Source organism: Mesorhizobium sp. B2-3-2, assembly GCF_006442295.1.
Lineage (GTDB): Bacteria > Pseudomonadota > Alphaproteobacteria > Rhizobiales > Rhizobiaceae > Mesorhizobium.
In genome coordinates, this window is record NZ_VFWA01000017.1 from 103,679 (window position 1) to 127,531 (window position 23,853).

Annotated in this window: 23 protein-coding genes and 1 tRNA gene; 13 read left to right on the forward strand and 11 right to left on the reverse strand. The window is 63.0% G+C overall.

Features of this window, described 5'->3' with window-relative positions:
* The first annotated feature begins 5 nt into the window (after positions 1 to 5).
* The gene (locus FJ964_RS26705; RefSeq protein ID WP_140553325.1) at positions 6 to 689 is read left to right on the forward strand and encodes a queuosine precursor transporter; all 684 of its coding nucleotides are present in this window, start codon (positions 6 to 8) and stop codon (positions 687 to 689) included.
* 65 nt (positions 690 to 754) lie between these two features.
* Positions 755 to 1,426, forward strand: coding sequence for a hypothetical protein (locus FJ964_RS26710; protein ID WP_140553326.1), 672 nt, complete (start codon positions 755 to 757; stop codon positions 1,424 to 1,426).
* A 15-nt stretch (positions 1,427 to 1,441) separates the two neighbouring features.
* Here the strand turns inward: FJ964_RS26710 and FJ964_RS26715 are convergent, their stop codons facing one another.
* From FJ964_RS26715 to FJ964_RS26730, 4 genes are all read right to left on the reverse strand, one after another.
* Positions 1,442 to 2,470 carry an esterase-like activity of phytase family protein gene (locus FJ964_RS26715; RefSeq protein ID WP_140553328.1) on the reverse strand — a complete coding sequence of 343 codons (1,029 nt, stop codon included), beginning with the start codon at positions 2,468 to 2,470 and terminating at the stop codon, positions 1,442 to 1,444.
* Positions 2,467 to 4,365 carry a cobaltochelatase subunit CobT gene (gene cobT, locus FJ964_RS26720; protein WP_140553329.1) on the reverse strand — a complete coding sequence of 633 codons (1,899 nt, stop codon included), beginning with the start codon at positions 4,363 to 4,365 and terminating at the stop codon, positions 2,467 to 2,469. The genes FJ964_RS26715 and cobT overlap by 4 nt, the downstream gene beginning before the upstream one ends.
* Before the next feature lie 11 nt (positions 4,366 to 4,376).
* Positions 4,377 to 5,363, reverse strand: coding sequence for a cobaltochelatase subunit CobS (gene cobS / locus FJ964_RS26725; RefSeq protein ID WP_140500761.1), 987 nt, complete (start codon positions 5,361 to 5,363; stop codon positions 4,377 to 4,379).
* A gap of 123 nt (positions 5,364 to 5,486) precedes the next feature.
* Positions 5,487 to 6,107: a J domain-containing protein gene (locus tag FJ964_RS26730; protein WP_140553331.1), complete on the reverse strand. Its 621-nt coding sequence runs from the start codon at positions 6,105 to 6,107 to the stop codon at positions 5,487 to 5,489.
* Positions 6,108 to 6,290: 183 nt separating this feature from the next.
* Between FJ964_RS26730 and FJ964_RS26735 the strand changes: the two genes are divergently transcribed.
* Entirely contained in the window at positions 6,291 to 6,593 is a 303-nt protein-coding gene (locus tag FJ964_RS26735) for a BolA family protein (protein WP_140553332.1), read from the forward strand.
* A gap of 161 nt (positions 6,594 to 6,754) precedes the next feature.
* Here the strand turns inward: FJ964_RS26735 and FJ964_RS26740 are convergent, their stop codons facing one another.
* On the reverse strand, positions 6,755 to 7,447 hold the full coding sequence (locus FJ964_RS26740) for an alpha/beta hydrolase (RefSeq protein ID WP_224713218.1): 693 nt from the start codon (positions 7,445 to 7,447) through the stop codon (positions 6,755 to 6,757).
* Between the two features lie 340 nt (positions 7,448 to 7,787).
* Between FJ964_RS26740 and FJ964_RS26745 the strand changes: the two genes are divergently transcribed.
* Genes FJ964_RS26745 through FJ964_RS26755 form a run of 3 tightly spaced genes read left to right on the forward strand, consistent with a single transcriptional unit; the run spans position 7,788 to position 12,622 of the window.
* Positions 7,788 to 9,737 (forward strand): PrkA family serine protein kinase, encoded by a 1,950-nt coding sequence (locus FJ964_RS26745; protein ID WP_140553358.1) that lies wholly within the window; start codon positions 7,788 to 7,790, stop codon positions 9,735 to 9,737.
* 19 nt (positions 9,738 to 9,756) lie between these two features.
* Positions 9,757 to 11,067, forward strand: a complete 1,311-nt coding sequence (locus tag FJ964_RS26750) for a YeaH/YhbH family protein (RefSeq protein ID WP_140553334.1) — start codon at positions 9,757 to 9,759, stop codon at positions 11,065 to 11,067.
* 10 nt (positions 11,068 to 11,077) lie between these two features.
* Positions 11,078 to 12,622: a SpoVR family protein gene (locus FJ964_RS26755; protein ID WP_140553336.1), complete on the forward strand. Its 1,545-nt coding sequence runs from the start codon at positions 11,078 to 11,080 to the stop codon at positions 12,620 to 12,622.
* Between the two features lie 90 nt (positions 12,623 to 12,712).
* Here FJ964_RS26755 and FJ964_RS26760 read toward each other — a convergent pair whose 3' ends face one another.
* The 3 genes from FJ964_RS26760 to FJ964_RS26770 are packed head-to-tail and all read right to left on the reverse strand — an operon-like array spanning position 12,713 to position 15,416.
* Positions 12,713 to 13,606 carry an HlyC/CorC family transporter gene (locus FJ964_RS26760; protein WP_140553337.1) on the reverse strand — a complete coding sequence of 298 codons (894 nt, stop codon included), beginning with the start codon at positions 13,604 to 13,606 and terminating at the stop codon, positions 12,713 to 12,715.
* Positions 13,603 to 14,808, reverse strand: coding sequence for a 3-dehydroquinate synthase (gene aroB, locus FJ964_RS26765; protein ID WP_224713217.1), 1,206 nt, complete (start codon positions 14,806 to 14,808; stop codon positions 13,603 to 13,605). Before aroB ends, FJ964_RS26760 begins: the two co-directional genes overlap by 4 nt.
* Complete coding sequence (locus FJ964_RS26770; RefSeq protein ID WP_140553339.1) at positions 14,805 to 15,416, reverse strand: shikimate kinase; 612 nt, start codon at positions 15,414 to 15,416, stop codon at positions 14,805 to 14,807. The genes aroB and FJ964_RS26770 overlap by 4 nt, the downstream gene beginning before the upstream one ends.
* A 206-nt stretch (positions 15,417 to 15,622) precedes the next feature.
* Here FJ964_RS26770 and FJ964_RS26775 point away from each other — a divergent pair, with 206 nt between their 5' ends.
* From FJ964_RS26775 to FJ964_RS26795, 5 genes are all read left to right on the forward strand, one after another.
* Entirely contained in the window at positions 15,623 to 15,775 is a 153-nt protein-coding gene (locus FJ964_RS26775) for a histidine kinase (protein WP_140553359.1), read from the forward strand.
* 22 nt (positions 15,776 to 15,797) lie between these two features.
* The gene (locus FJ964_RS26780; protein WP_140553340.1) at positions 15,798 to 16,715 is read left to right on the forward strand and encodes a site-specific tyrosine recombinase XerD; all 918 of its coding nucleotides are present in this window, start codon (positions 15,798 to 15,800) and stop codon (positions 16,713 to 16,715) included.
* Between the two features lie 98 nt (positions 16,716 to 16,813).
* The gene (locus FJ964_RS26785; RefSeq protein ID WP_140500751.1) at positions 16,814 to 17,764 is read left to right on the forward strand and encodes an acetyl-CoA carboxylase carboxyltransferase subunit alpha; all 951 of its coding nucleotides are present in this window, start codon (positions 16,814 to 16,816) and stop codon (positions 17,762 to 17,764) included.
* Positions 17,765 to 18,016: 252 nt separating this feature from the next.
* Positions 18,017 to 19,324, forward strand: a complete 1,308-nt coding sequence (locus FJ964_RS26790; RefSeq protein WP_140553342.1) for a murein L,D-transpeptidase family protein — start codon at positions 18,017 to 18,019, stop codon at positions 19,322 to 19,324.
* A gap of 11 nt (positions 19,325 to 19,335) precedes the next feature.
* The gene (locus FJ964_RS26795) at positions 19,336 to 19,566 is read left to right on the forward strand and encodes a sulfurtransferase TusA family protein (RefSeq protein ID WP_181172632.1); all 231 of its coding nucleotides are present in this window, start codon (positions 19,336 to 19,338) and stop codon (positions 19,564 to 19,566) included.
* Between the two features lie 12 nt (positions 19,567 to 19,578).
* On the opposite strand, the gene FJ964_RS26800 is transcribed toward FJ964_RS26795, so the two are convergent.
* Entirely contained in the window at positions 19,579 to 20,685 is a 1,107-nt protein-coding gene (locus FJ964_RS26800; protein WP_140553346.1) for a GTP-binding protein, read from the reverse strand.
* 67 nt (positions 20,686 to 20,752) lie between these two features.
* Positions 20,753 to 21,913 (reverse strand): D-alanyl-D-alanine carboxypeptidase family protein, encoded by a 1,161-nt coding sequence (locus FJ964_RS26805; RefSeq protein WP_140553347.1) that lies wholly within the window; start codon positions 21,911 to 21,913, stop codon positions 20,753 to 20,755.
* Between the two features lie 201 nt (positions 21,914 to 22,114).
* On the opposite strand from FJ964_RS26805, the gene FJ964_RS26810 reads away from it, so the two are divergent.
* Positions 22,115 to 23,278 carry a M20 aminoacylase family protein gene (locus FJ964_RS26810; protein WP_140553349.1) on the forward strand — a complete coding sequence of 388 codons (1,164 nt, stop codon included), beginning with the start codon at positions 22,115 to 22,117 and terminating at the stop codon, positions 23,276 to 23,278.
* Between the two features lie 85 nt (positions 23,279 to 23,363).
* Positions 23,364 to 23,440, forward strand: a tRNA-Arg gene (locus tag FJ964_RS26815).
* Between the two features lie 142 nt (positions 23,441 to 23,582).
* Here FJ964_RS26815 and FJ964_RS31240 read toward each other — a convergent pair.
* Positions 23,583 to 23,853, reverse strand: a 271-nt coding sequence (locus FJ964_RS31240; protein ID WP_210243395.1) for a hypothetical protein, incomplete at its 5' end; no start/stop codon positions are given.

Below are 23,853 nucleotides of genomic sequence, written 5' to 3' on the forward strand. Positions count from 1 at the left end.
AAAAAATGACTTCTTTCTCGCGATACCTGCCCTTCGTGGCCGCCATGGCGCTTGTCGTCGTGGCATCGAACATCCTCGTGCAGTTCCCGATGCACGGCCAGATCGGCGGCTTGTCGCTGGCCGACCTGCTGACCTGGGGCGCCTTTACCTATCCCTTCTCCTTCCTCGTCACCGACCTCGCCAATCGCCGCTACGGGCCTGCCGTGGCGCGCCGGATCGTCTTTGTCGGCTTTATGACGGCGGTGGTCTGCTCGGTCCTCGTGCCGCCCTTCCTGTTCCGCCATGGTTTCATCGAATTCGAGACCGCCGCCGACCGGCTGGCGCGCATCGCGGCGGCGTCCGGCGCGGCTTTCCTCACCGCGCAATTGCTCGACGTGACCGTGTTCAACCGTCTGCGCCGACAGAGCTGGTGGCGGGCGCCGATCATCGGCACGCTGGTCGGCTCGGTGTTCGACACCGTCGTGTTCTTCAGCGTCGCTTTCTCCGCGGCTTTCGCCTTCGTTGGCCCAAGCGACAGTTTTGCGCTGGAAACGGCGCCGCTGATGGGCGTGTTGCCGGTCGAGGCCATGCGTTGGGTCTCCTGGGCACTTGGCGACCTCAGCGTGAAGCTGATCATCGCCGTCGTGGCATTGATCCCCTACCGGCTGCTCGCCGCGCGCTGGAGCCAGCCGGCTGTTGCCGCGGTCTAGGCCGTGATCCCGAAAAGTGGAATCCGGTTTTCGGACCAGATCACGGCCACGACGAGAGGTGGCGCGTGATTCCCTGGATCCAGCTGGACTCCGCGAAAACCCCGGATGGCGCGCAGGAGCTTCGGCTCAAGCGGCGCGGTTCCGAATTCTCGATCATGCTGGGCACCAACGAGTTGATGAACAGCCGCCTCAGCGGCTCGGAAGAGGCGCTGGCAAAGCTCTCTTGTCAGAGGATCGCCGGCCGCAGACAGCCGAGAATGCTGATCGGCGGGCTTGGCATGGGTTTTACGCTGCGCGCCGCTCTCGACGAGTTGGGCGAGACTGCTGAAATCGTTGTCGCGGAGTTGGTGCCGGCGGTCGTAGCCTGGGCACGCGGGCCGATGGCCGAGCTGTTTGGTGGCTGTCTCGACGACCCGCGCGTCATCGTGCGGGAGGCCGATGTCGGGCAGTTGATAAGATCCCGGCCCGCGGTCTGGGACGCCATCCTGCTCGATGTCGACAACGGCCCGGACGGCATCGTTCACAAATCCAACGACGCGCTGTACAGCCTGCAGGGCTTGGCGGCAGCGCGCACCGCACTGAAGCCCGGCGGCGTGCTTGCCGTGTGGTCGCAAGGACCGGACAGCGGCTTCACCCGGCGGCTGAAGCAGGCAGGTTTCGCGGTCGAGGAGGTGAGCACGCGCGCCAACGGCAAGCGCGGCGCGCGCCATGTCATCTGGATCGCCACAAGGCCCTGATCGCAGCGGCCTTGCTCAGTCCTGGTGCAGAATGAATTCCAGGTAGAGATTGCGCTGCAGGATCGAGTGGTTGTCGTCGGAGATCAGCGACACCATCAGCGCGCCGTCTTCGCGCGTCCAGACGTCGAGCCCTTCCATATTGTCGATCTGGTAGCCCATATCGGCTTCCAGCAGCACCGGACCGTCGGCGACCGCGCCCTTCTCCACGGTCTCGCCGTCAATGCGCCGCAGCCGCATCTTGAGGCCTCCTGCCATCGTGAAACTGCGCTCCAGCAGCAGAAGGTCGCCATCCGGCAGGAAGGCCCCATCGGTGATGTCGAAATCGCCGTTGCGCTTGACGGTGAAGATGCCCTTGTGCGGACCTTCGATGATGGCGGCATAGATGTTGCCGGCCTTGTCCAAGCTCTTTTCCGACACCACGACCAGGCCGCCTTGGTGGCGGCCATTGGCATTGGCGTGGGTGACCGTCTCGAAGCCTCGGTTCCGGCGCAGTTCCCATGCCGGAACCAGGAAATCTATCTGCCTGAAGGGCGCCTTCATACCGTCGGGGTTTATTCTGAACTGGGCGACCCGATGGTTGCGCTCGAAACCCACGGTGGCAATGCCGTCCTTGACGGAAAGCCCCTCGGCATCGACTTTCGATTTCTCGTCGATCGGCTGGCCCGATCCATCGACCATCTGTTCCATGCGGAAGTCCCGGATGCCTGACGGGCGCTTGTCCGCATCATGGGTCACGGTGCCGAAGAACCAGAAGCCGGTATCGGCGACGCCGACGAAGTCGCGACCGCCTTTCAGGAAACGGAAGGCCGACAGGGCGCCGAAATCGCGCGACGGCGACGTCATCTCCAGCCCGCCGACGAATTCGAGCGGACCGAATTGCCTGTCGGTACGGCCTATACGGAATTCGGTGATCGGGCGGGCCGAGACCTCGACCGGTTCAACCGAGGTCGCGCCGGCCGAACTGGATGGCACCGGGGCTGCACCGGCAAACAGGGCGATGGCGGCGAAAAGTGCTTGTCGAAATTCGCCGCGCGAAAAGATCATCCGGCGCGCCGCATGCCGCCGCGCCGTGTATCGCGTGCGCTTTCCTCGGCGAACAGCGAAGCCAATTGCTCGGTCATGGCGCCGGCCAGTTCCTCGGCATCGACGATGGTGACGGCGCGCCGGTAGTAGCGGGTGACGTCATGGCCGATGCCGATGGCAAGCAGCTCGACCGGCGAACGCGTCTCGATCAGCTCGATGACGGCGCGCAGATGGCGCTCGAGATAATTGCCCGGATTGACCGAGAGCGTCGAATCGTCGACCGGCGCGCCGTCCGAGATCATCATCAGGATCTTGCGCTGTTCGGGTCGCGCGATCAGCCGGTTATGCGCCCACAGCAGCGCCTCGCCGTCGATGTTTTCCTTGAGCAAGCCTTCGCGCATCATCAGTCCGAGATTGCGCCGTGCCCGCCGCCAGGGATGGTCGGCCGACTTATAGATGATGTGGCGCAAGTCGTTCAGCCGGCCCGGATTCGGCGGCTTGCCGTCCTTCAGCCACTTCTCGCGGGCCTGCCCGCCTTTCCAGGCGCGCGTGGTGAAGCCCAGAATCTCGACCGAAACGCCGCAGCGTTCCAGCGTGCGCGCCAGAATGTCGGCGCAGGTGGCGGCGACGGTGATCGGCCGGCCGCGCATGGAACCCGAATTGTCGAGCACCAGCGTCACCACGGTGTCGCGGAATTTGGTGTCGCGCTCCTGCTTGAAGGACAGCGGCTGCATCGGATCGATGACGACGCGCACCAACCGTGCCGGGTCGAGATAGCCCTCTTCCAGATCGAAATCCCACGACCGGTTCTGCTGCGCCATCAGGCGGCGCTGCAAACGGTTGGCCAGCCTGCCGACGACGCCGGACAGGTTGGCGAGTTGCTTGTCGAGGAAAGCGCGCAGCCGGTCGAGTTCTTCTTCCTCGCAAAGCTCCTCCGCCCCCACCGTCTCATCGAAAGCTGAGGTGAAGACCTTGTAGTCGATCTCCTTCGGCAGGTTGGTGAAGGGGTTGTCGTTACGGCGCGCCTCGCCGGGCGTCTCGGCATCGGCATCGTCATCATCGGACAAATCGTCGGCAGTGGCGTCGGAGGCTTCGGTCTCGGCCGACTGCTCGTCGTCAGCGGAAGCCTCGGCATCCTCGGACTGCGATTGTTCGGAGCCGGAATCGTCCTCGCCGCCTTCCTCGCTCTGTTCCTCGCCTTGCGGCTGGTTGTCGTCATTGTCCTCTGAGTCTTCGGTCTCCTGCTCGTCGCCGAGTTCCTCGGCCATTTCCATGGAGGCGAGCATTTCACGCACGACGCGGGCGAAGGCCTGCTGGTCGTCGAGCTTGGACGACAGCCCGTTGAGGTCGGCGCTGGCCTTTTCCTCGACCCAGGGGCGCCAGAGCTCGACCAGCCGCTCGCCGCTCTTGGGGATCGGCCGGCCGGTCAGCTTCTCGCGCACCATCAGCGCCAGCGCCTCCTCGATCGGGGCGTCGGACTTGTCCTTGACGTCGACGAGATTGGCCTTGGCGTATTTGTCCTCCAGCATCGAGCCTATATTGTCGGCGACCCCTTGCATGGCGCGGCTGCCGATCGCCTCGACGCGCGCCTGCTCGACCGCGTCGTAGATGGCGCGGGCCGCCTTGCCTTCCGGCGCCAGCCTGGTGTGGATGCGCACGTCGTGGCAGGCGCGCTTGAGCGCCATGGAATCGCCGAGGCCGCGGGTGATGGCTATGTCGGCCTTGGACGCCTTCTTGGGCAATTCCGGCAGCCGGGCGCGGCTGCCGGCGAGCGCCGGGCGGTCCTTGGCGAAGCCGACTTCCATTTCCTTGTCGCCGGCGATGGCGCGCATGCAGACGGTGACGGCACGCTTGAAGCTGTCGGCTTCAGAGCCCGTCTTCGACTTGTTGCGCGTGTTGTCGCCCGGACCCGCCATCGAGGCTCTGCTTAGCCCAGCACCACATTGGCGGCGCTCTCCGGCAGATCCTCGCCGAAGGCGCGCTGGTAGAACTCGGCAACCACCGAGCGCTCCAGTTCGTCGCATTTGTTGAGGAAGGTCAGCCGGAACGCCATGCCGATATTGCCGAAGATCTCGGCATTCTCGGCCCAGGTGATGACGGTACGCGGGCTCATCACGGTCGACAGATCGCCGTTGATGAAGGCCGAGCGCGTCATGTCGGCGACGCGCACCATCTTGTTGACGATGTCCTTGCCCTTGCCGTCGCGATAGTGCTTGGCCTTGGCCAGCACGATGTTCACCTCATTGTCGTGCGGCAGGTAGTTCAGCGTGGTGACGATCGACCAGCGGTCCATCTGCGCCTGGTTGATCTGCTGGGTGCCGTGATAGAGGCCGGTGGTGTCGCCCAGCCCGACCGTGTTGGCGGTCGAGAACAGCCGGAACGCCGGGTGCGGACGGATGACGCGGCTCTGGTCGAGCAGCGTGAGGCGACCAGACGATTCCAGCACGCGCTGGATGACGAACATCACGTCCGGACGGCCGGCGTCATATTCGTCGAAGCACAACGCCACATTGTGCTGGTAGGCCCAGGGCAGGATGCCGTCGCGGAATTCGGTGATCTGCAAGCCGTCCTTGACCACGATCGCGTCCTTGCCGACGAGGTCGATGCGGCTGACATGGCTGTCGAGATTGACGCGCACGCAAGGCCAGTTGAGGCGGGCCGCGACCTGCTCGATATGGGTCGACTTGCCGGTGCCGTGATAGCCCGACACCATGACGCGCCGGTTGTAGGCGAAGCCGGCGAGGATCGCCATCGTCGTCGCCTTGTCGAAAAGATAGTCGGGATCGATGTCGGGCACATGTTCGCTGGTGACCGAATAGGCCGGCACCACCATCTTGGAGTCGAAGCCGAATTTGTCCTTCACCGACACCGTGGTGTCGGGCAGGTTGGCGATGTCGCGGTCGACCTTGTTCATCTCTATCCACGTCTCCACGGGCGAAACGACTGATTTCGCCGGCAATCGATTTTGTCCGGGGGCGGTCTTAGAGCCTTTTCCACCCTTATGAAAGTTGGAAAACGACACGAACCGTTGGGTTGCTCAGCACAAACCCGCCTGCTTGAGCACGCGATAGGCCTGGAGCACATCGCGGAACCGGTCTTCCGAACCTCTGTCGCCGCCATTCGCATCCGGATGGTGACGCTTCACCAGTTCCTTATAGCGCGCCTTGATCTCCTTGCCAGTCGCCTTTGTATCAAGGCCAAGCGTTTCCAGCGCCTTGGCCTCAAGCGGCTTGGCCTTGCGCTCGCGCACCTCGCGCGGATCCTTCGGCCCCTTGAACAGGTCGAACGGGTCGCGCATGCGGTTGTAGTAGCCGGCGCGGCCGGAGCGCATCTGCGCCATATCGGGCGACGAGCGCGTCGAGGCGCCATTGACGCCCATCTTCCAGGTCGGCCGATGGCCGGTCATCGCCTCCTTCTGGAAACGGGCGACCTCGGTGTCCGGAACGCCGGAAAAATAGTTGAAACCCTTGTTGTACTCGCGCACATGGTCGAAGCAGAAGCGGAAATACTCGCCCTCCTTCATGCGCCCGACCGGAGCGCGGTGGGTGCCCGCCTCCTTGCAGCCATCCCACTGGCAGACCGGCGCGTGCGACTTCAACTCCGCGTCCTTCTCCTGGCGGATGCGGATCTTCTCAAAATATTTGGGATACGGCTTCATCTAACCCATTTATGGGGCGTTCGCAGATGCGAAACAAGAATTGACATTTTCGCGATGATCGCCCTAACCGCTGAATCGCGGCATAAAGCGGGCGAAGGACCGATTTTGTTGAAGCGCGGCATGCAACGAAGTCGGTTCGGCTTCCGCGATCCTGCTGGCGATATGTGGTGAAGGGAGACGGCAATGTCCATACAGGCAACCATGGAAGACAAGCTGAAAAAGGCATTTTCGCCGGAGCGGCTGGCCGTGATCAACGAAAGCCATCTGCACGCCGGCCATCATCATCTGGAATCTGGCCATCAGGCTACGTTCGACGGCACCGGCGAGACGCATTTCCGCGTCCGCATTGTTTCGCAGGATTTTGCCGGCATGAGCCGCGTCGAGCGCCACCGCGCGGTCAACGCGCTTTTGGCCGATGAATTGAAGGCAGGCCTGCACGCGCTGGCGATCGAACCGGCGGCTCCGGGCGAAAAGACGCGCTGGTAGGCCGGTCCTCCTCGCGGTGACGTTCAGGGTTCCGTTTCGATGCCGGAATCATTCAACCGCCGATTTCAGGAATGCCAGTGCCGCCCCGGTCAGGGCGTCGCCATCCTCGCCGAAATCGCGGTTGATCGACATATGCGTATAGGCGCTGCCGTCGAACAGGGTCACCCTGGTGCCGGTGGCGCGCAAGCGCTCGGCAAAGGCCTTGGAGTCCTCGCCCGGCCCGAAGCGCCTGAGTAGGCGATGAAGGTCGGCGGGTGCTTGCGGCCGTCTACATAACTGGCCGGCGACAACGCCGCCCATTGCGCGGGATCTGGGAAGGCCCGCGCATAGGCCCGCGCCATGCCGCCATTCCTGGCAAGCGCGGTGAGGTCATAGGCCCTGGTGTCATCGAGAAGCAGTGCGGCCACACCTGGCAGACCGCCGCGCATGCCGGTCAGCGCAACGAGGTGACAACCGGCCGAATGGCCCATGGCCACGATCCGCTTGGCATCGCCGCCATGTCGGGCAATGTTGGCGCGGACATAGGCATAGGCCTTTTCGACATCGCCGGCCTGGGTGGCGATGTCGGCTTCGGGCAGCATGCGATAGTCGATGGAGACCAGGCAGAAGCCGTTGGCGAGCAGGAAGGCCGGCTTCGCGTTGACCTGCGAGCGCTTGCCGGACCGCCAGGCGCCGCCATGGACGAAGAAGACGACCGGCAATCCGCGTGCGCCATCCGGTGCATAGATATCGAGCTTGGCCGGCCCGTAGTCGAAGGTTGTCGGCACGGCTTGGCGCCGGCACCATGCGGTCGATGTGCCCAATGGCAACATCGCCGCCGCGGAGGCCAGAATAAAGCTTCGTCGATCGATCATCGCAATCTCCCGATCCTTGGGCCCGATATGTAGACCAGGAATGCCCGCACGCCACGAGCATCCTGTTGGATTTGGGAGTGCTCAAAGGGTCTGATTCAACACCATACCAGCCGCATCAAATGCACTCGCTTTGCCGTTCGGTTCACGAAATCGATATTTGCCCTTGACGGTCTCCTCTGGCCATCACCACCTGAGATGTCAGACGAGCATTGCAACAGTGTGCTGTCCAGGTTCGATGCAAATACAACGCTCTCTCCAATGTGGAGGGAACCACAATGCATCCCGGTAGTTGAATAAGATGAGCCGGGCGGCAGCCAGAATGGCTCTGAGGGCAACCATCATGGGTGAGAACCAGTCCGACGTCTTCGATCTGTTTTCGGAGATTTATGCGAACGCGGGCCAGGAGGAAATAAGCCTCCAGCAATATCTCCTTGCCTGCCGGGAAGACAAGTCAATGTATGTCTCGGCGCCGGAACGGATGGTCGAGGCAATCGGCGAGCCGAACCTGGTCGACACCAGCAAGGACGAGCGGCTCGGCCGCATTTTCTCCAACCGCACGGTCAAGGTGTATCCTACCTTTTCCGATTTCTACGGAATGGAGGATACGATCGAACGCATCGCCGGCTATTTCCGCTATGCGTCCCAGGGGCTCGAGGAGCGCAAGCAGATCCTCTATCTCCTCGGCCCTGTGGGCGGCGGCAAGTCCTCCCTGGCCGAACGGCTGAAGAAACTGATGGAGGAACGCCCGATCTACACGCTGAAGGCCGGCAATCAGATCAGTCCGATTTTCGAATCGCCGCTTGGCCTGTTCCATCCCGATCGCATGGGCGACCTGCTGGAGGACAAATACGGCATAGCCCGGCGTCGCCTAAACGGCATTATCTCGCCCTGGGCGGCCAAGCGGCTTGATGAATTGTCTGGCGACATTTCCAAATTCAGCGTGGTGAAATTGATGCCCTCGCGGCTGCGCCAGATCGCCATCGCCAAGACGGAGCCTGGCGACGAGAACAATCAGGATGTCTCGGCGCTGGTCGGCAAGGTCGATATCAGGCAATTGGAGGATTTCAGCCAGTCCGATCCGGACGCCTATTCCTACAGCGGCGGGCTGAACCGGACCACGCAGGGCCTGCTCGAATTCGTCGAGATGTTCAAGGCGCCCATCAAAGTCCTGCATCCGCTGCTGACGGCGACCCAGGAAGGCAGCTACAACGGCACCGAGAATTTCGGCGCGTTTCCCTATCAGGGCATCATCGTCGCCCATTCCAACGAATCGGAATGGCAACAGTTCAAGAACAACAAGAACAACGAGGCCTTTCTCGACCGCATCCTGGTGGTCAAGGTGCCGTATTGCCTTCGGATCACCGAGGAGAGGCATATCTATGAGAAACTGTTGCGCGAGAGCGAGCTGGCCGGCAGCCCCTGCGCACCCGAAGTGCTGGATATTCTCAGCCGGTTCACGGTCTCGACCCGTCTTGCCGAGCACGACAATTCGCCGCTCTACACCAAGATGCGCGCCTATGACGGCGAAAACCTCAAGGAGGTCGACCCTCGGGCCAAGTCGGTTCAGGAATATCGCGACGCCGCCGGCGTCGACGAGGGGATGACCGGCGTAAGCACGCGTTTCGCCTTCAAGATCCTGTCGCAGACATTCAACTACGACACCAACGAGGTCGCGGCGGATCCCGTGCACCTGATGTACATCCTGGAAGAGGCGATCAAGCGCGAGCAGTTCCCAAAGGAGACGGAAGCGAGCTATCTCGAATTCATCAAGTCGGAACTCGCGACGCGCTATGCCGAATTCATCGGCCACGAGATCCAAAAGGCCTATCTGGAATCATACAGCGAGTATGGCCAGAACCTATTCGACCGCTACATCGCCTATGCCGATGCCTGGATCGAAGATCAGGACTACAAGGATCCCGATACGGGCCAGATCCTCAATCGCGAGATATTGGACAAGGAGTTGTCGCAGGTCGAAAAACCGGCCGGCATCGCCAACCCCAAGGATTTCCGCAACGAAGTGGTCAAGTTCACGCTGCGTGCCCGGGCACGCAACCACGGCCGCAACCCGTCATGGACAAGCTACGAAAAGCTGCGCGAGGTTATCGAGAAGCGCATGTTCGGCCAGGTCGAAGATCTTCTGCCGGTGATCAGTTTCGGCTCCAAGCAGGACAGCGTCACGGAAAAGCGGCACAATGAATTCGTGCAGCGCATGGTGCAACGCGGCTACACCGAACGGCAGGTACGACGGCTGGTCGACTGGTACATGCGCGTGAACAAGGCGGGCTGAGAAAAGCCCGGATGGTTCCATGCCGATCTTCATTGACCGCCGCCTCAATCCGAAGGACAAGAACCTGGGCAATCGCCAGCGCTTTCTCAGGCGCGCGCGGGAAGAACTCAAGCGGAGCATCCGTGACCAGATAAGGACGGGCCGGATCGCCGACGTGGACAGCGGGCATGCCGTGCCGATGCCCCACAGAGGCACCGGCGAACCGACCTTCAGCGATGCCAGGGACAGCGGCCGGCGCCAGCACATCCTGCCGGGAAACAGAACGTTCATTCCCGGAGATCTGGTGCCCAAGCCCGGGCAGGGCGGCGCAGGGTCCTCGTCGCCGGGAAATACGGCCTCCGAGGACGATTTTCGCTTTGTGCTGTCGCGCGAGGAAGTGCTCGACCTCTTTTTCGAGGATCTCGAACTGCCGGATCTGGTCAAGCTCAATCTCAAGCAGATACTTGCATTCAAGCCAAGGCGGGCAGGTTTTGCGGCAACCGGATCACCGACCAACATCAATGTCGGGCGCACGATGCGAAACAGTCACGCCCGCCGTATCGCGCTTGGGCGCCCGAAGCAGCCGGAGTTGGATGCGATCCTCCTTCAGCTCGCCAAATTGGAATCGACGCCGCCAGATGCCGCGACCCGCCAAAGCATCTTGACTTTGCGGGAGGAGCTCGAGCGGCTGGAGCGCCGCCGAAAGCGCATCGCCTATGTCGATCCCGTCGACATCCGCTTCAATCGCTTCGACCCACAGCCGGTGCCGAATGCCAGCGCCGTGATGTTCTGCCTGATGGACGTCTCCGGGTCGATGGGCGAGCGTGAGAAGGATTTGGCCAAGCGCTTCTTCGTGCTGCTGCACCTGTTCCTGACCCGACGCTATGAGCGCACGGAGATCGTCTTCATCCGCCACACCCACGAGGCCCAGGAGGTGGACGAAGAGACATTCTTCTACTGCACCCAAAGCGGAGGCACCGTCGTTTCCACCGCGCTCGAGGAAATGCAACGCATCATAGAACAACGCTATCCGGCCACGGAGTGGAACATCTATGCCGCCCAGGCTTCGGACGGTGACAATTTCGCCACCGACTCGCAGCGCTGCATAGAACTGCTCCACGGCAAGCTCATGCGCCTGTGCCAGTATTTCGCCTATGTGGAGATCATCGACGAACGCGAAAGTCATATTTTCGGCTCGACCGAAAATGGCACCTCGCTCTGGCGCGCCTATAGCGCCGTCGAGCAAAAATGGCCGAACTTCCAGATGAGGCGCATCGCCGCTCCAGCCGATATCTACCCGGTATTTCGCCAGCTTTTCGCCAGGCAGCCGGCTATCCGTGAGAGCGCGTAAGGGGTGCCGGATGGCTGGCCAGGCCAACAAATCGGGGCTGCTTTTTTCCGGGTCCGACTGGGATTTCAAAAAGCTTTCGCGGGTCTATGACGAGATCGAGGCGATTGCGGTCGACCAGCTTCATCTCGACACCTATCCGGTGCAGATGGAGGTCATCTCTTCCGAGCAGATGCTGGACGCCTACTCGTCGGTCGGCATGCCGCTGATGTACCGGCATTGGTCGTTCGGCAAGCATTTCCTCTACAACGAGCTTCTCTATCGCAAGGGCGGTCGCGGGCTGGCCTATGAATTGGTCATCAATTCCAATCCCTGCATCGTCTACCTGATGGAGGAAAACACCATGGCGCTGCAGGCCTTGGTGACCGCCCATGCAGCACTTGGACACAATCATTTCTTCAAGAACAATTACCTTTTCCGCCAATGGACGGACGCCGGAGGGATCCTGAGCTATCTCGACTTCGCCAAGGGCTACATCGCCCGGTGCGAGGAGCGGCACGGCCTGGCCGCCGTGGAAGCCATTCTCGATTCCGCTCACGCGCTGATGGAGCAAGGCGTGTTCCGGTATCACCGGCCGCCGAAACTGTCGTCGGAGCAGCAGCGCGAGGGACTTCGCGAGCGCCTCGAATATGAGGAGCGTTCCTACAATGACCTATGGCGCACCCTGCCGCCCACGCAGGACGCCGGCAACTCCGAAGCGGGCGATGAAGGCGTGTCGGAACGGAAGAAATCGCTCCATCTGCCCGAGGAAAACCTGCTCTATTTCCTTGAGAAGAACAGTCTTGTGCTCGAACCCTGGCAGCGCGAGATCCTCAGGATCGTCCGTGTCATTGCGCAGTATTTTTATCCGCAGCGGCAAACCCAGGTGATGAACGAAGGCTGCGCCACTTTCGTGCACTACACGCTCATGAACATGCTGTTCGACCGTGGCCGGATCACCGAAGGCGCGATGCTCGAAATCCTGCGCAACCACTCGAACGTGATCTTCCAGCCATCCTTCGACGACCAGCGGTTTTCCGGCATCAACCCCTATGCCCTCGGGCTTGACATGATGCAGGACATCCAGCGCATCTCGACCGAGCCGACAGCCGAAGATCGCGACTGGTTCCCGGACATAGCCGGCCGTGGCGACTGGCTTGAGACCCTGCTCGATGCCTGGGCCAACCACCGGGACGAATCTTTCATTCGCCAGTATCTCAGCCCGACCCTGATACGAAAATGGCGGCTCTTCGTGCTGGCCGATGGAGCCGACCAGCCGCACTACGAAGTCGCTTCGATCCATAACGAGCGCGGCTACAACAACATACGCGCCGCGCTGGCCCACAGCTATGATGTGGGCGCGAGCCGGCCCGACATCCAGGTTGTGGACGTGGACCTGCTCGGCGACCGGCATTTGCGGCTCCAGCACAAGGTGAAGAATGGCGTCGTGCTGGAGAATGACAGCCGCGACGCGACCCTTCGTCATATCCGGCGCCTCTGGGGCTATGAAGTCAGCCTGGCGGCCGTCGACGCCGACACCGACGCAATGGTCGGCGAGCGCTCGACCAGGGACTGTTGAGCATCAGGGCGGTTCCTCGACCCTCGAAACGGCTTGCCGTCCGCAATTGCATGAACAATGAGATGACGCGTCCGCGACAGGATGAACCGTTCAGCTGTCGCCTGCCGGCCTGATCCTGAGCCTGGCGACGCGGTTCTTGTCGCGTTTCATGACGATGAAACGCTTGCCGTGGAAGGTGAAGGCCTGCTTCTCCTCGGGGATCGACTGCGTCTCGTGGATGACCAGCCCGGCGATGGTGGTTGCCTCCTCGTCCGGCAGGTCCCAGTCGAGCGCCCGGTTCAAGTCGCGGATCGGCACGGTTCCGTCGACGACGACGGAACCATCCGCCTCCTGCTTGACGCCCTGTATGTCGACATCGTGCTCGTCGGCGATCTCGCCGACAATCTCCTCGATGATGTCCTCCAGCGTCACCAGCCCTTCGACCTCGCCATACTCGTCGACGACGACGGCGAAATGCGCCTTGCGGCGCAGGAAGGCGTTGAGCTGTTCCTGCAATGTCGTCGTGTCGGGCACGAACCAGGGCTTTGACGCGATCTTCATCACATCGATTCTGGAGAAGTCGTTGCCGACATCGTTGAGCGCGCGCAGCAGGTCCTTGGCATGCAGCACGCCGACAATGTTGTCGAGCGATCCCTTCCACAAAGGCATGCGGGTGTGCGGGCTCTGCAGGATCTCGCGCACCACGGCTTCCGGCGCATTGTCGGCGTTGACCGAGCGCATATTGGTGCGGTGGACCATGACGTCGGAGACTTCGAGCTCCTCGAGGTCGAACAACCCGCCGATGCGGTCGCGCTCCTCGCGCACCACCTGGCCGTCGCGGCGGAAATCGTCGACGGCGCCGCGCAGCTCGTCCCCGCTCGAACGCTGCGGCTCGATGCGCGACAGTTCATAGCCGAAAGCGGCAAGCAGGCGCGTGCGCATGGCGACGGCCAACAGGATGAGGACGGCAAGGACAGCGACGACGATCCAGCCGGCCCCGTTCATTTCAGACGGCTCTCTTGCCTGTCCGGACGGCCTCCTTGCCTGTCGGGACGGCTTCCTTGCCGGCCCGAACGACTTTCCGTCGCGCTCGGGTGGTTCTCCCTCAGGAACGACAGCACTTCCGAGGCCGGCACATCCTTGGCGATGAAGGCCTCTCCGATGCCGCGCGTCAGGATGAAGGTCAGCGCGCCGCGCGATACTTTCTTGTCCTGGGTGATGAAGCCAAGCAGAGCATCGGCGTCGGGCAGTTCGCCGGGAATGTCGGCCATCCGCCACGGCAGGCCCACCGCATTGAGATGCGCCTCGACGCGCGCTGCGGCGTCGGGACTGGCCAGATTGAGCCGCGACGAGAAGCGATGCGCCAGCGCCATGCCGATGGCGACCCCCTCGCCATGCACGAGGCGGGCGCCGTCATAGCGGGTGGCGGCCTCCAGCGCATGGCCGAACGTGTGGCCGAGATTGAGCAGCGCGCGGTCGCCGGTCTCGAACTCGTCGCGGGCAACGACATCGGCCTTGGCGCGGCAGGCCTCGGCGATGGCATCCACCCTCTCCGGTCCGCCGGTGAACACGCTGGCCCAGTTCTTCTCCAGCCAGGCGAAGAATTCGGGGCGGTCGATCAGCCCGTATTTGGCGAGTTCGGCGTAGCCGGCGCGAAATTCGCGGATCGGCAGCGTATCGAGCACTCCGGTATCGGCCAGCACCAGCTTCGGCTGGTGGAAGACGCCGACCAGGTTCTTGCCGCGGGCGCTGTTGATGCCGGTCTTGCCGCCGACCGAGGAATCGACCTGCGCCAGGAGCGAGGTCGGGATCTGCACGAAGTTCATGCCGCGGCGCACGATGCCGGCGGCAAAGCCGGCCAGGTCGCCGATGACGCCGCCGCCGAGGGCGATGACGACGTCGCCGCGTTCCAGCTTCGCGGCCAGAACGCCGTCCACCACCTCTTCGAGATGCGCGAAACTCTTGGTTTTCTCGCCGGGCGGCAGCGTGATCACGGCGGGCTCGATGCCGCTCTCCAGCAGGCCGGCCTTCAGCGCATCGAGATGCGCCGCCGCGACGTTCGTGTCGGTCACGACCGCGGCGCGTCGGCCCGGCAGGCGGCGCGACATCTCGGCGCCGGCGCGCGACAGAAGCCCCGGCCCGATCAGGATGTCGTAGGCCCGCTCGCCAAGTCCGACTTCGACGGCAACGGCAGCAGAGGCGCTCATGGTTCGACCTCGCCCGCGGGAGTGGTCTGGACGATATCGAAATGCCGGCACAGCGCCTCCACCACCTCGGCCGCGATGACTTCCTTGCGGTCGTCGCGGGTCGGCACGGTGACGTCCGATGTCGCATAGACCGGATAGCGCTCGCTCATCAGCCGCTCGAGCACCCCGCGCGGATCGGGGCTCTTCAGCAGCGGCCGGTTCTGTTTCTTGGAGACCCGGTCCATCAAAAGGTCGAGTTCGGCCTTCAGCCATACCGACACGCCATGCGCCGCTATCGCCTCGCGCGTCTGTGCGTTCATGAAGGCGCCGCCGCCGGTCGACAACACCTGCGGGCCGTTTTCCAGCACACGCAGGATGACGCGCTGCTCCAGCGCCCGGAACTCGGTTTCGCCATAGCGCTCGAACAGTTCCGGAACGGTCATGCGCGAGACGCTTTCGATCTCCTGGTCGCTGTCGATGAAAGGCAGCGCCAGCACGGTGGCGACCTTGCGGCCGATCGCGGTCTTGCCGGCGCCCATCAGGCCGACAAAGACGATGGAGCGGCCGCCAAGCCTGCCCAGCAGCGCGGCATGGCTCCCGCCCGGAGGATTTGCTGGTAGCGCGTTCATCAGCCTCGAAGCCCTCTTTGCCGGCGTATCGACATGAAAAGCCCGGTTGCGTCAAGCACACTGAGGCAGGCTGACCTCCCGCGGGCGGGGACCGGCTGCATTGGAAGTTGCCGGCGCGCTTCAGCTTCTTGCTTGAATTGGCCGGATTGGCGTCCCATAAGGGCACAGGGTTTGGAAACGCAGAACAAGAAGACGGGCGAAGATTGATGCCGACACTGTTTCGCCTTGTCGTGATATCAGCGATTCTGGCGGGCATCGCCTATGGTACGATGTTCGCGTTGGTGATGTTCGTCGAGCCGAAAAAGGCGGAAATGAGCGTGCGCATCCCTGCGGAAAAGCTGAACCCAAAGAAAAACTGAGCCCGAAGAAAAACTTCAGGAAATGAATAGCGCAGCCCGCATCGAAGCCTTTCTGGAGATGATGAGCGCCGAGCGGGGTGCCGCCGAAAACACGCTTTCCTCCTATCGCCGCGACCTCGATGACGCTTCGCAGGAGATCCCTGGCGGTCTTGCCGGCGCCGGCGCCGCGGACATCCGCGCCTATCTCGACGACATCGCCGCACGTGGCTTCGCACCGACGTCGCAGGCACGCAAATTGTCGGCGATCCGCCAGTTCTTCAAATTCCTCTACGCCGAAGGCCTGCGCGGCGACGACCCGACCGGCACGCTGGACAGCCCGAAAAAAGGCCGCCCGCTGCCGAAGACCATGAGCGAGGCCGACACCGGCCGGCTGATCGACCGCGCCGCGCAGGAGGCCCGCGATGCCGGGCTCGGCGACAGCGACAGGCTGGCGGCACTGCGTCTGCACGCGCTGGTCGAAGTGCTTTATGCGACAGGCCTGCGTGTTTCGGAACTGGTCGGCTTGCCGGTGACGGTGGCGCAACGCGACGACCGTTTCTTCATGGTGCGCGGCAAGGGCGACAAGGAGCGCATGGTGCCGCTGTCGGCCAAGGCGCGCGCAGCGATGCGGGCCTGGCTCGCCGCCCGGGCCAGGGTCCCCGCTTTCGCCGACAGCGCCTTCCTGTTTCCTGCCGCGTCGGACAGCGGCTACCTCTCGCGCCAGGTCTTCGCTCGCGACCTCAAGGGGCTGGCGGCCCGGGCCGGCATTGCCTCGGCCAAGGTCTCGCCGCATGTGCTTCGCCATGCTTTCGCCAGCCATCTCTTGCAGAACGGGGCTGATCTCAGGGCCGTGCAGCAACTGCTTGGCCATGCCGACATATCGACGACGCAGATCTATACCCATGTGCTGGAGGAGCGATTGGTGCGGCTGGTCAACGATCATCACCCGCTTGCCGACTAGACCTCATATCGCTATGTGAAGGCGACGTTCCATCGCCCGGAGCCCCGGATTTCAGGGTCCCGCCAGTCTTTGCTTCCGACGTATCGGTCCGCCCAAGCATGTACAATTACCTCGATTTCGAAAAGCCGGTGCAGGATCTGGAACTCAAGATCCTGGAACTGAAGAAGCTTGCCGAGAACGGCGAGGCGGTCGATGTCGCCGACGAGATCAGCAGGCTCGAGAAGCGGTCGCGCGATGCGCTGCGCGATCTCTACAAGGCACTGACGCCGTGGCAGAAGGTGCAGGTGGCGCGCCACTCCGACAGGCCCCACTGCGTCGACTACATCAAGGGCCTGTTCAGCGATTTCACGCCGCTCGCCGGCGACCGCAATTTCGGCGAGGACCAGGCGATCGTCGGCGGCTTTGCCCGGTTCCGCGGCGAACCGGTAGCGATCCTGGGCCAGGAGAAGGGCTCCGACACGGCGAGCCGGCTGAAGCACAATTTCGGCTCGGTGCGCCCCGAAGGCTATCGCAAGGCCGTGCGGCTGATGGAGCTTGCCGACCGCTTCAAGATCCCGCTGCTGACATTGGTCGACACGGCCGGCGCCTATCCCGGCGTCGGCGCCGAGGAGCGCGGCCAGGCCGAAGCCATCGCACGTTCCACCTCGGCCTGCCTTGCGCTCAAGGTGCCGTCGATTTCGGTTGTCATCGGTGAAGGCGGTTCGGGGGGCGCCATTGCCATCGCCACCGCCAACCGTGTCTACATGCTGGAACATGCCATCTATTCGGTGATCTCGCCCGAGGGCGCGGCCTCCATCCTGTGGCGCGACACGACGCGCTCCAAGGACGCTGCGACCAACATGAAGATCACCGCCCAGGACCTTCTGGAACTGAAGATCATCGACGCCATCATTCCCGAGCCGATCGGCGGCGCCCAGCGCGCACCCGAAACGGTCATTGCCGCGACGGGCGATCTCATCGCCAGGACGATGAAGGATTTTGCCGGCGCCAACATGGATTTTCGCGAGCAGCGCCGCGAGAAGTATCTGGCAATGGGCCGCAGCCTCTGAACACCCCTTTGGCGGCGCAACCGGCTTCGGCAAGCCGCCTCCACGGCAACGCTCCACGGCAATGTGGCGGCGATGAGCAATTTCGCCACAAAAATGCCGCCGGATTCGGTTCAATGGAATTGCCGCGAGGGGTGGCCGAGGCTTGCGGTAAGGAATTTTCAAGGTTAACGGGCTTACGGTCCGTCTGTGTTCAGCATGCGGGCTCGGCCGTTTCGAAGCCATTGGCCCGAAAGAGAAGACGTAGCCTTATCCATGTTTGCCAAGCTTGCCCGCACCGGAATTCTCATCACCGCGATAGCCGTCGCCGGCTGCAATGATTCGTCGATGAAGGATTTTGCCCCGGAGGCCAACAAGCCTCTGCCCGACAAGATCCTGGCCGACATGAAGGCCAAGGGCATGGTGCGCACCTCCTCGGTGATGGCGCGCATCTTCAAGGAAGAGGGCAAGCTCGAAATCTGGAAAGCCAAGACCAACGGCCGCTACGACATGGTCGCCAGCTACGATATCTGCAAATGGTCGGGCAAGCTCGGGCCGAAATACACCGAGGGCGACCGCCAGGCGCCGGAAGGTTTTTATACCGTGCGTCCGGCGCAGATGAACCCGCGCTCGAACTACCATCTGTCCTTCAACATCGGCTATCCCAACGCCTATGACCGCGCCAACGGCCGCACCGGCTCCAACCTGATGGTGCACGGCGCCTGCTCGTCTTCGGGCTGCTATTCGATGACCGATGCCCAGATCGAGCAGATCTACGCGTTCGGCCGCGATGCCTTCCAGGGCGGCCAGACCGAGTTCCAGATCCAGGCCTTCCCGTTCCGCATGACCGCAGCCAACATGGCGCGCTACCGCAACGACCCGAATTACGAATTCTGGAAGATGCTGAAGGTCGGCTACGACAATTTCGAGATCACCAAGGTACCGCCGAAAGTCGACGTTTGCGAGAAGCGCTACGTCTTCAACCAGGTGGCTCCCGAAGGCACCACATTCAATCCGACCGGCCCCTGCCCTGCGTCCACGCAGCCGGATTCGCTGAAAAGCGCCTACAGTGCTTATCAGAGCACGTATGAGGCTGCGTTCAACGGCGCCCTCAAGGCAAGCACGCCGGCGCCCAAGCCCACCATCGCCGGCATCAAGGAAGCCAGCATCGTCTCCGACTGGTCCAAGCGCCGTGCGCGCGGCGAGCGCGTGCCGATCGACCCGCCATCGCTCAATTCGGACGGCTCGGTCACCGAGACGACGCGCATGGGCCGCATCGATTCGCCCGCCGGCCGCAAGATGGCCGCGCTTGACGCCGAAAAGGCCGCGAAGCAAAAGGCCGAGGAGCAGCGGCTGGCCGCCATAGAAGCTGCCAAGCAGGCCAAGGCGCAAGCGCTGGCCGAAAAGGAAGCCGCCAAGGCGCAGGCGCTGGCCGAAAAGGAAGCGGCCAAGACCGCCAAGGAAGCCCCTGTCGCCACCGCGACGATCGAAGCGCCGGCCGAGCCCGAAACGCAGGCCGCGAGTGCCGACGAGAGCCGCGTGACGAGGCTGAAGAACAAGCTGCTCGGCATGTTCGGCGGCTGACATTTTTCACCGTGACCGACGACACCGTCTACGATCTGAAGGGGCTGAACTGCCCTTTGCCGGTGCTGAAGGCGAAGAAGCGGCTGGCCGGGATGCGGCCCGGCAGCCGGCTCTGGCTGGAAACGACCGATCCGCTCGCCGTTATCGACATTCCGGCGTTCTGCGCCGACTCCGGTCATCATCTCGTAGAGACATCCGCCATATCAGGCGGTCACCGCTTCCTGGTCGAGCGCGGCGAATAGCTGTCGTAAAGATCAGCGTCCCGCGATCGCCAGGGGATTGTTCTCCAGCGCCGCGCGGTCGGGCGTGTCGATCGACGGCCGGTTGGTGAAGGCGGCAAACAGTCGCCTTATATAATCTTCGGGCATGTCGAGCGTGATCAGCACCAGCCGGGTGCCGCGCTGGCCGTCCGGCCAGGACGGCAATCGAGCCGGCGGATGCAGGATTTTTTGCACGCCATGCACCACCAGCGGCCGCGACGGATCTTCCTCGAGTTCGATGACGCCCTTCATGCGCAGCAAGTGCTCGCCATGCGTGGAGCGCAAAAGGTCGAGGAACATCTCGATGGCCGAGAACGGCACCGGGCCGTCATGCACCAGGGAGTGGGTGCGGATGCGCTGATCGTGCCGGTGCCCATGGTCATGGTCGTGCCCGTGCCCGGCATGATCATGATGATCGTGGTCATGCGTCGCCTCCTCGCCGAGCCAGCGCCGCACATCGGCGGATTTGGTCGCTGGGTTGTAGAGGCCGCAGTCGAACAGCGCCGCGACACCCGTTTTCGCATCGTCGACAGCCAGCAGTTCGGCGCCCGGATTGATCTGCCGCAGCCGCGTCCGCAGCGCTTCCAGTCCATCCGGACCAGCGACCAGATCGGTTTTGGAGAGCACGATGCGGTCGGCGACGGCGACCTGCTTGACCGCCTCGACATGGGCATCGAGCGTGGCATCGCCGTTGGCCGCGTCGACCAAGGTGATGACGCCGTCGAGCCGGAAAGCCTGGACCAGGGCGGGATGCGCCATGATCGATTGCAGCACCGGTGCCGGATCGGCAAGGCCGGTGGTCTCGACGATGACGCGAGCAAGGCGGGCTATGCGGCCGGTCTGCAGCCGGTCGACCAGATCGGCCAGCGTGTCGACCAGTTCGCCGCGCACCGTGCAGCATAGGCAGCCGTCCGAAAGCTGGATGATGCCGTCGGACGCCTGTTCGACCAGCAGATGATCGATCGCCACCTCGCCATATTCGTTGATGATGACGGCGGTGTCGGCCAGCGCCGGGTCCTTCAGGAGCCGGTTGAGCAGCGTCGTCTTGCCGGCGCCGAGAAAACCGGTCAGCACGGAAACGGGGATGGGAAAACCGCTCATCGGATTCTGTCTTTATGTTTGAGCATGATCTTTCCCGAAACCCGGACTCCACTTTTCGGGATCATGCTCAGTTCGCGACCTTGACCGGCTGGTCGCCCTGCGCAGCCGAGCCCGCCACCGTCGGACCGGCGCCGGGCGCCGGTCTGTCCGGACGCCAGGTCGGAATGGGCACGTCGGCATATTCCTGGCCGCCCTGGGCGAGCATGGCCATCGGCGTCGGACCGGTTGCGCCGCCAAGCCCCACGGCAACCAGCGTCGGCACATGGTCGAGCTTTTCCTGGTAGGGCGATTTCGGCACGTTCTTGGCGACGGCGGGCGGTGCCTCCGATTGCTCGGCCGGCGCCTTCTTCTTGCAGATCTCGTCACGCATGTCGTTGGGCGAGATGGTGTCGCCGTAGGGCGCCAGCGTGGCAATGGTGGCTGAGCCGGCGGCAGGCGTATCGAAACCCTGGTCGAGCAGTTTGGCCGCGGCCTCGGCACGGGTGATCGCCGATTTCTCGCCGAGCACCACCGCCACCAGCGTGCGGCCGTTGCGGGTCGCCGAACCGATCATGTTGAAGCCGGAGGGGCAGACGAAGCCCGTCTTCATGCCGTCGGCCCCGGGATAGCGGCCGATCAACAGGTTGTAGTTGGGGATCGCCTTCTTGCCGACCGCAAGCCCCTCGATCGAGAACCACGGCGCATATTGCGGAAACTCCCGGCGGATCGCCGTCACCAGCACGGCCAGGTCGCGCGCGGTCGTGTACTGGTCCGGCGAAAAAAGCCCGTTCGGATTGACGAAATGCGTTCCGTTCATGCCGAGCCGGACCGCTTCGGCGTTCATACGCTCGGCAAAGGCTGCCTGCGATCCCCCGACATTCTCGCCGACGGCCATGGCGATGTCGTTTGCCGACTTGACCAGCATCATCTTCAGCGCATTGTCGAGCCGCATCACCGAACCTGGCTTGAAGCCCATCTTGCTCGGCGGCTCGGCGGCGGAATGTTTCGTCACCTTGATCGGCGAATCCAGCCGGACCTCGCCGGCCGCGATCGCCCGGAAGGTCACATAAGCCGTCATCAGCTTGCTCAGCGATGCCGGGTACCAGCGCTTGAACGCGTCCTGATGTTCGAGGATCTTGCCGCTGTTCAGATCGAACAGCACGACCGGATTGGCCAGCGCCGGCCCGGCCAGCGCCGAGAACGCCAGGGCGCCCGCGCAGAATAGTTTGAGGAAATGCCTGTGCCGCATGATCGAATCCGAAATCGCCTCTTGCCGTAGTCGCCCCTGGCTCCGTAAGATTTACGCGATCGCCAGCAAAATGAGTCCGCCCTCAAAAACGGACCGCATTGTTGCGGTGCTATTTACCCTATGTGACGTCAACATGGCAAAGTGCCTGACGATCACAATTGCAAGGCAGCGGACCTGCCCCAACAGCGAGATGGAACCATCATGCCAATCCTGAACCGTGCCGCCGAAATGCAGGACGAGGTTGCCGGCTGGCGACGACATCTGCACCAGACCCCGGAACTGAATTTCGACGTCTTCAAGACAGCCGCCTTCGTCACCGAGAAGCTGAAGGCCTTCGGCTGCGACGATGTGGTGACGGGCCTGGGCAAGACCGGCGTCGTGGGCATCATTCGCGGCCGCCAGGGCGAAGGCGCCACCATCGGCCTGCGCGCCGACATGGACGCGCTGCCGCTCAACGAGATATCAGGCAAGCCCTATGCTTCGACCGTTCCCGGCAAGATGCATGCCTGCGGCCATGACGGCCATACGGCGATGCTTTTGGGTGCGGCGAAATATCTCGCCGAGACGCGCAATTTCGCCGGTTCGGTGGCGGTCATCTTCCAGCCGGCCGAGGAAGGCGGCGGCGGCGGCAACGAGATGGTCAAGGACGGCATGATGGAGCGTTTCGACATCGCGAAAGTGTTCGGCATGCACAACATGCCGGGTCTGCCGGTCGGCCAGTTCGCCATCCGTCCAGGCCCGATCATGGCGGCGACCGCGGAATTCACCATCACCGTGAAGGGCCGCGGCGGCCATGCGGCGATGCCGCACGGCACGATCGACCCGATCGTCATCACCAGCCAGCTGGTCGGCGCCCTGCAGACGATCGCCTCGCGCAGCACCGACCCGGTCGAAGCCGTGGTGGTGTCGGTGACCAAGTTCCATGCCGGCGACGCCTACAACATCATCCCGGAATCGGCCGAGATCGCCGGCACGGTGCGCACATTGCGCAAGGAAATCGCCAAGAAGTCGGAAGAGCGCATCCGCAGCATCTGCGACGGGCTGGCCACGGCCTTCGGAGCCAAGATCGAGGTCGATTACCAGGCGAACTACCCCGTAACCTTCAACCATGCGGAAGAGACGGTCTTTGCCAGCGATATCGCGGCAAACGTCGCCGGCGACGCCCATGTGCACCGTGCCATCCAGCCGGTGATGGGCGGCGAGGACTTCTCCTACATGCTCGAAGCCCGGCCCGGCGCCTTCATCTTCATCGGCAATGGCGATACCGCCGGCCTTCATAACCCGGCCTATGACTTCAACGACGAGGCCATCCCGCACGGCATGAGCTACTGGGTGAAGCTGGCCGAAACCGCGCTTGCCGCCTGAGGCCTGGCGGCGGCAGGGGCCGGCCGATTGTGTTCGGCCCGCCCCTTGGCGAAACGATCGGAAGCGGCTATGTGTCGGGCCGCGTGGTCCCGTAGCTCAGTAGGATAGAGCGGCAGATTCCTAATCTGTAGGTCACAGGTTCGATTCCTGTCGGGATCACCAGCATTTTCAAATGCTTAGGTGGAACGGCACCGAGAATGCCGCGCGGTGATTCTCCGCTGAGACCTCTAGGCGCGTGGAGCGCACTCTCGAAGAACACGATGTCCGGCCGACACTGGAAATCCGCCCCGGTCACAGGTCAACTTCACCGATGCTTCTCGACGAAAGCTCTGCATGCAGGTGATAGCCGTTCGATCTGGCTTTCAAGGTCGCATTTACCCATCGGTTTCGTCGGGCAAAACCGTGCGTAGTCGCGGCGACATCCTTTGCCTTCGAAAATTTTGAAAGATCTTACCTGAGTAGGATTTGTTGCGTTGACTGAACTGGGTACCAGCCCGGTTTCGATCTCCATCGCACCGTCACGATTTGACCCCTTGCTTCCACCCTTGCCTCCACCCTTGCCGCCGCCCCCACCC

Coding starts and splice junctions, on each gene's coding strand:
- FJ964_RS26705 (WP_140553325.1), top strand. CDS start 6: ATGACTTCTTTCTCGCGATACCTGCCCTTCGTGGCCGCCATGGCGCTT.
- FJ964_RS26715 (WP_140553328.1), bottom strand. CDS start 2,470: ATGATCTTTTCGCGCGGCGAATTTCGACAAGCACTTTTCGCCGCCATC.
- cobT (WP_140553329.1), bottom strand. CDS start 4,365: ATGGCGGGTCCGGGCGACAACACGCGCAACAAGTCGAAGACGGGCTCT.
- cobS (WP_140500761.1), bottom strand. CDS start 5,363: ATGAACAAGGTCGACCGCGACATCGCCAACCTGCCCGACACCACGGTG.
- FJ964_RS26730 (WP_140553331.1), bottom strand. CDS start 6,107: ATGAAGCCGTATCCCAAATATTTTGAGAAGATCCGCATCCGCCAGGAG.
- FJ964_RS26735 (WP_140553332.1), top strand. CDS start 6,291: ATGTCCATACAGGCAACCATGGAAGACAAGCTGAAAAAGGCATTTTCG.
- FJ964_RS26740 (WP_224713218.1), bottom strand. CDS start 7,447: ATGATCGATCGACGAAGCTTTATTCTGGCCTCCGCGGCGGCGATGTTG.
- FJ964_RS26745 (WP_140553358.1), top strand. CDS start 7,788: ATGGGTGAGAACCAGTCCGACGTCTTCGATCTGTTTTCGGAGATTTAT.
- FJ964_RS26750 (WP_140553334.1), top strand. CDS start 9,757: ATGCCGATCTTCATTGACCGCCGCCTCAATCCGAAGGACAAGAACCTG.
- FJ964_RS26755 (WP_140553336.1), top strand. CDS start 11,078: ATGGCTGGCCAGGCCAACAAATCGGGGCTGCTTTTTTCCGGGTCCGAC.
- FJ964_RS26760 (WP_140553337.1), bottom strand. CDS start 13,606: ATGAACGGGGCCGGCTGGATCGTCGTCGCTGTCCTTGCCGTCCTCATC.
- aroB (WP_224713217.1), bottom strand. CDS start 14,808: ATGAGCGCCTCTGCTGCCGTTGCCGTCGAAGTCGGACTTGGCGAGCGG.
- FJ964_RS26770 (WP_140553339.1), bottom strand. CDS start 15,416: ATGAACGCGCTACCAGCAAATCCTCCGGGCGGGAGCCATGCCGCGCTG.
- FJ964_RS26775 (WP_140553359.1), top strand. CDS start 15,623: ATGCCGACACTGTTTCGCCTTGTCGTGATATCAGCGATTCTGGCGGGC.
- FJ964_RS26780 (WP_140553340.1), top strand. CDS start 15,798: ATGAATAGCGCAGCCCGCATCGAAGCCTTTCTGGAGATGATGAGCGCC.
- FJ964_RS26785 (WP_140500751.1), top strand. CDS start 16,814: ATGTACAATTACCTCGATTTCGAAAAGCCGGTGCAGGATCTGGAACTC.
- FJ964_RS26790 (WP_140553342.1), top strand. CDS start 18,017: ATGTTTGCCAAGCTTGCCCGCACCGGAATTCTCATCACCGCGATAGCC.
- FJ964_RS26800 (WP_140553346.1), bottom strand. CDS start 20,685: ATGAGCGGTTTTCCCATCCCCGTTTCCGTGCTGACCGGTTTTCTCGGC.
- FJ964_RS26805 (WP_140553347.1), bottom strand. CDS start 21,913: ATGCGGCACAGGCATTTCCTCAAACTATTCTGCGCGGGCGCCCTGGCG.
- FJ964_RS26810 (WP_140553349.1), top strand. CDS start 22,115: ATGCCAATCCTGAACCGTGCCGCCGAAATGCAGGACGAGGTTGCCGGC.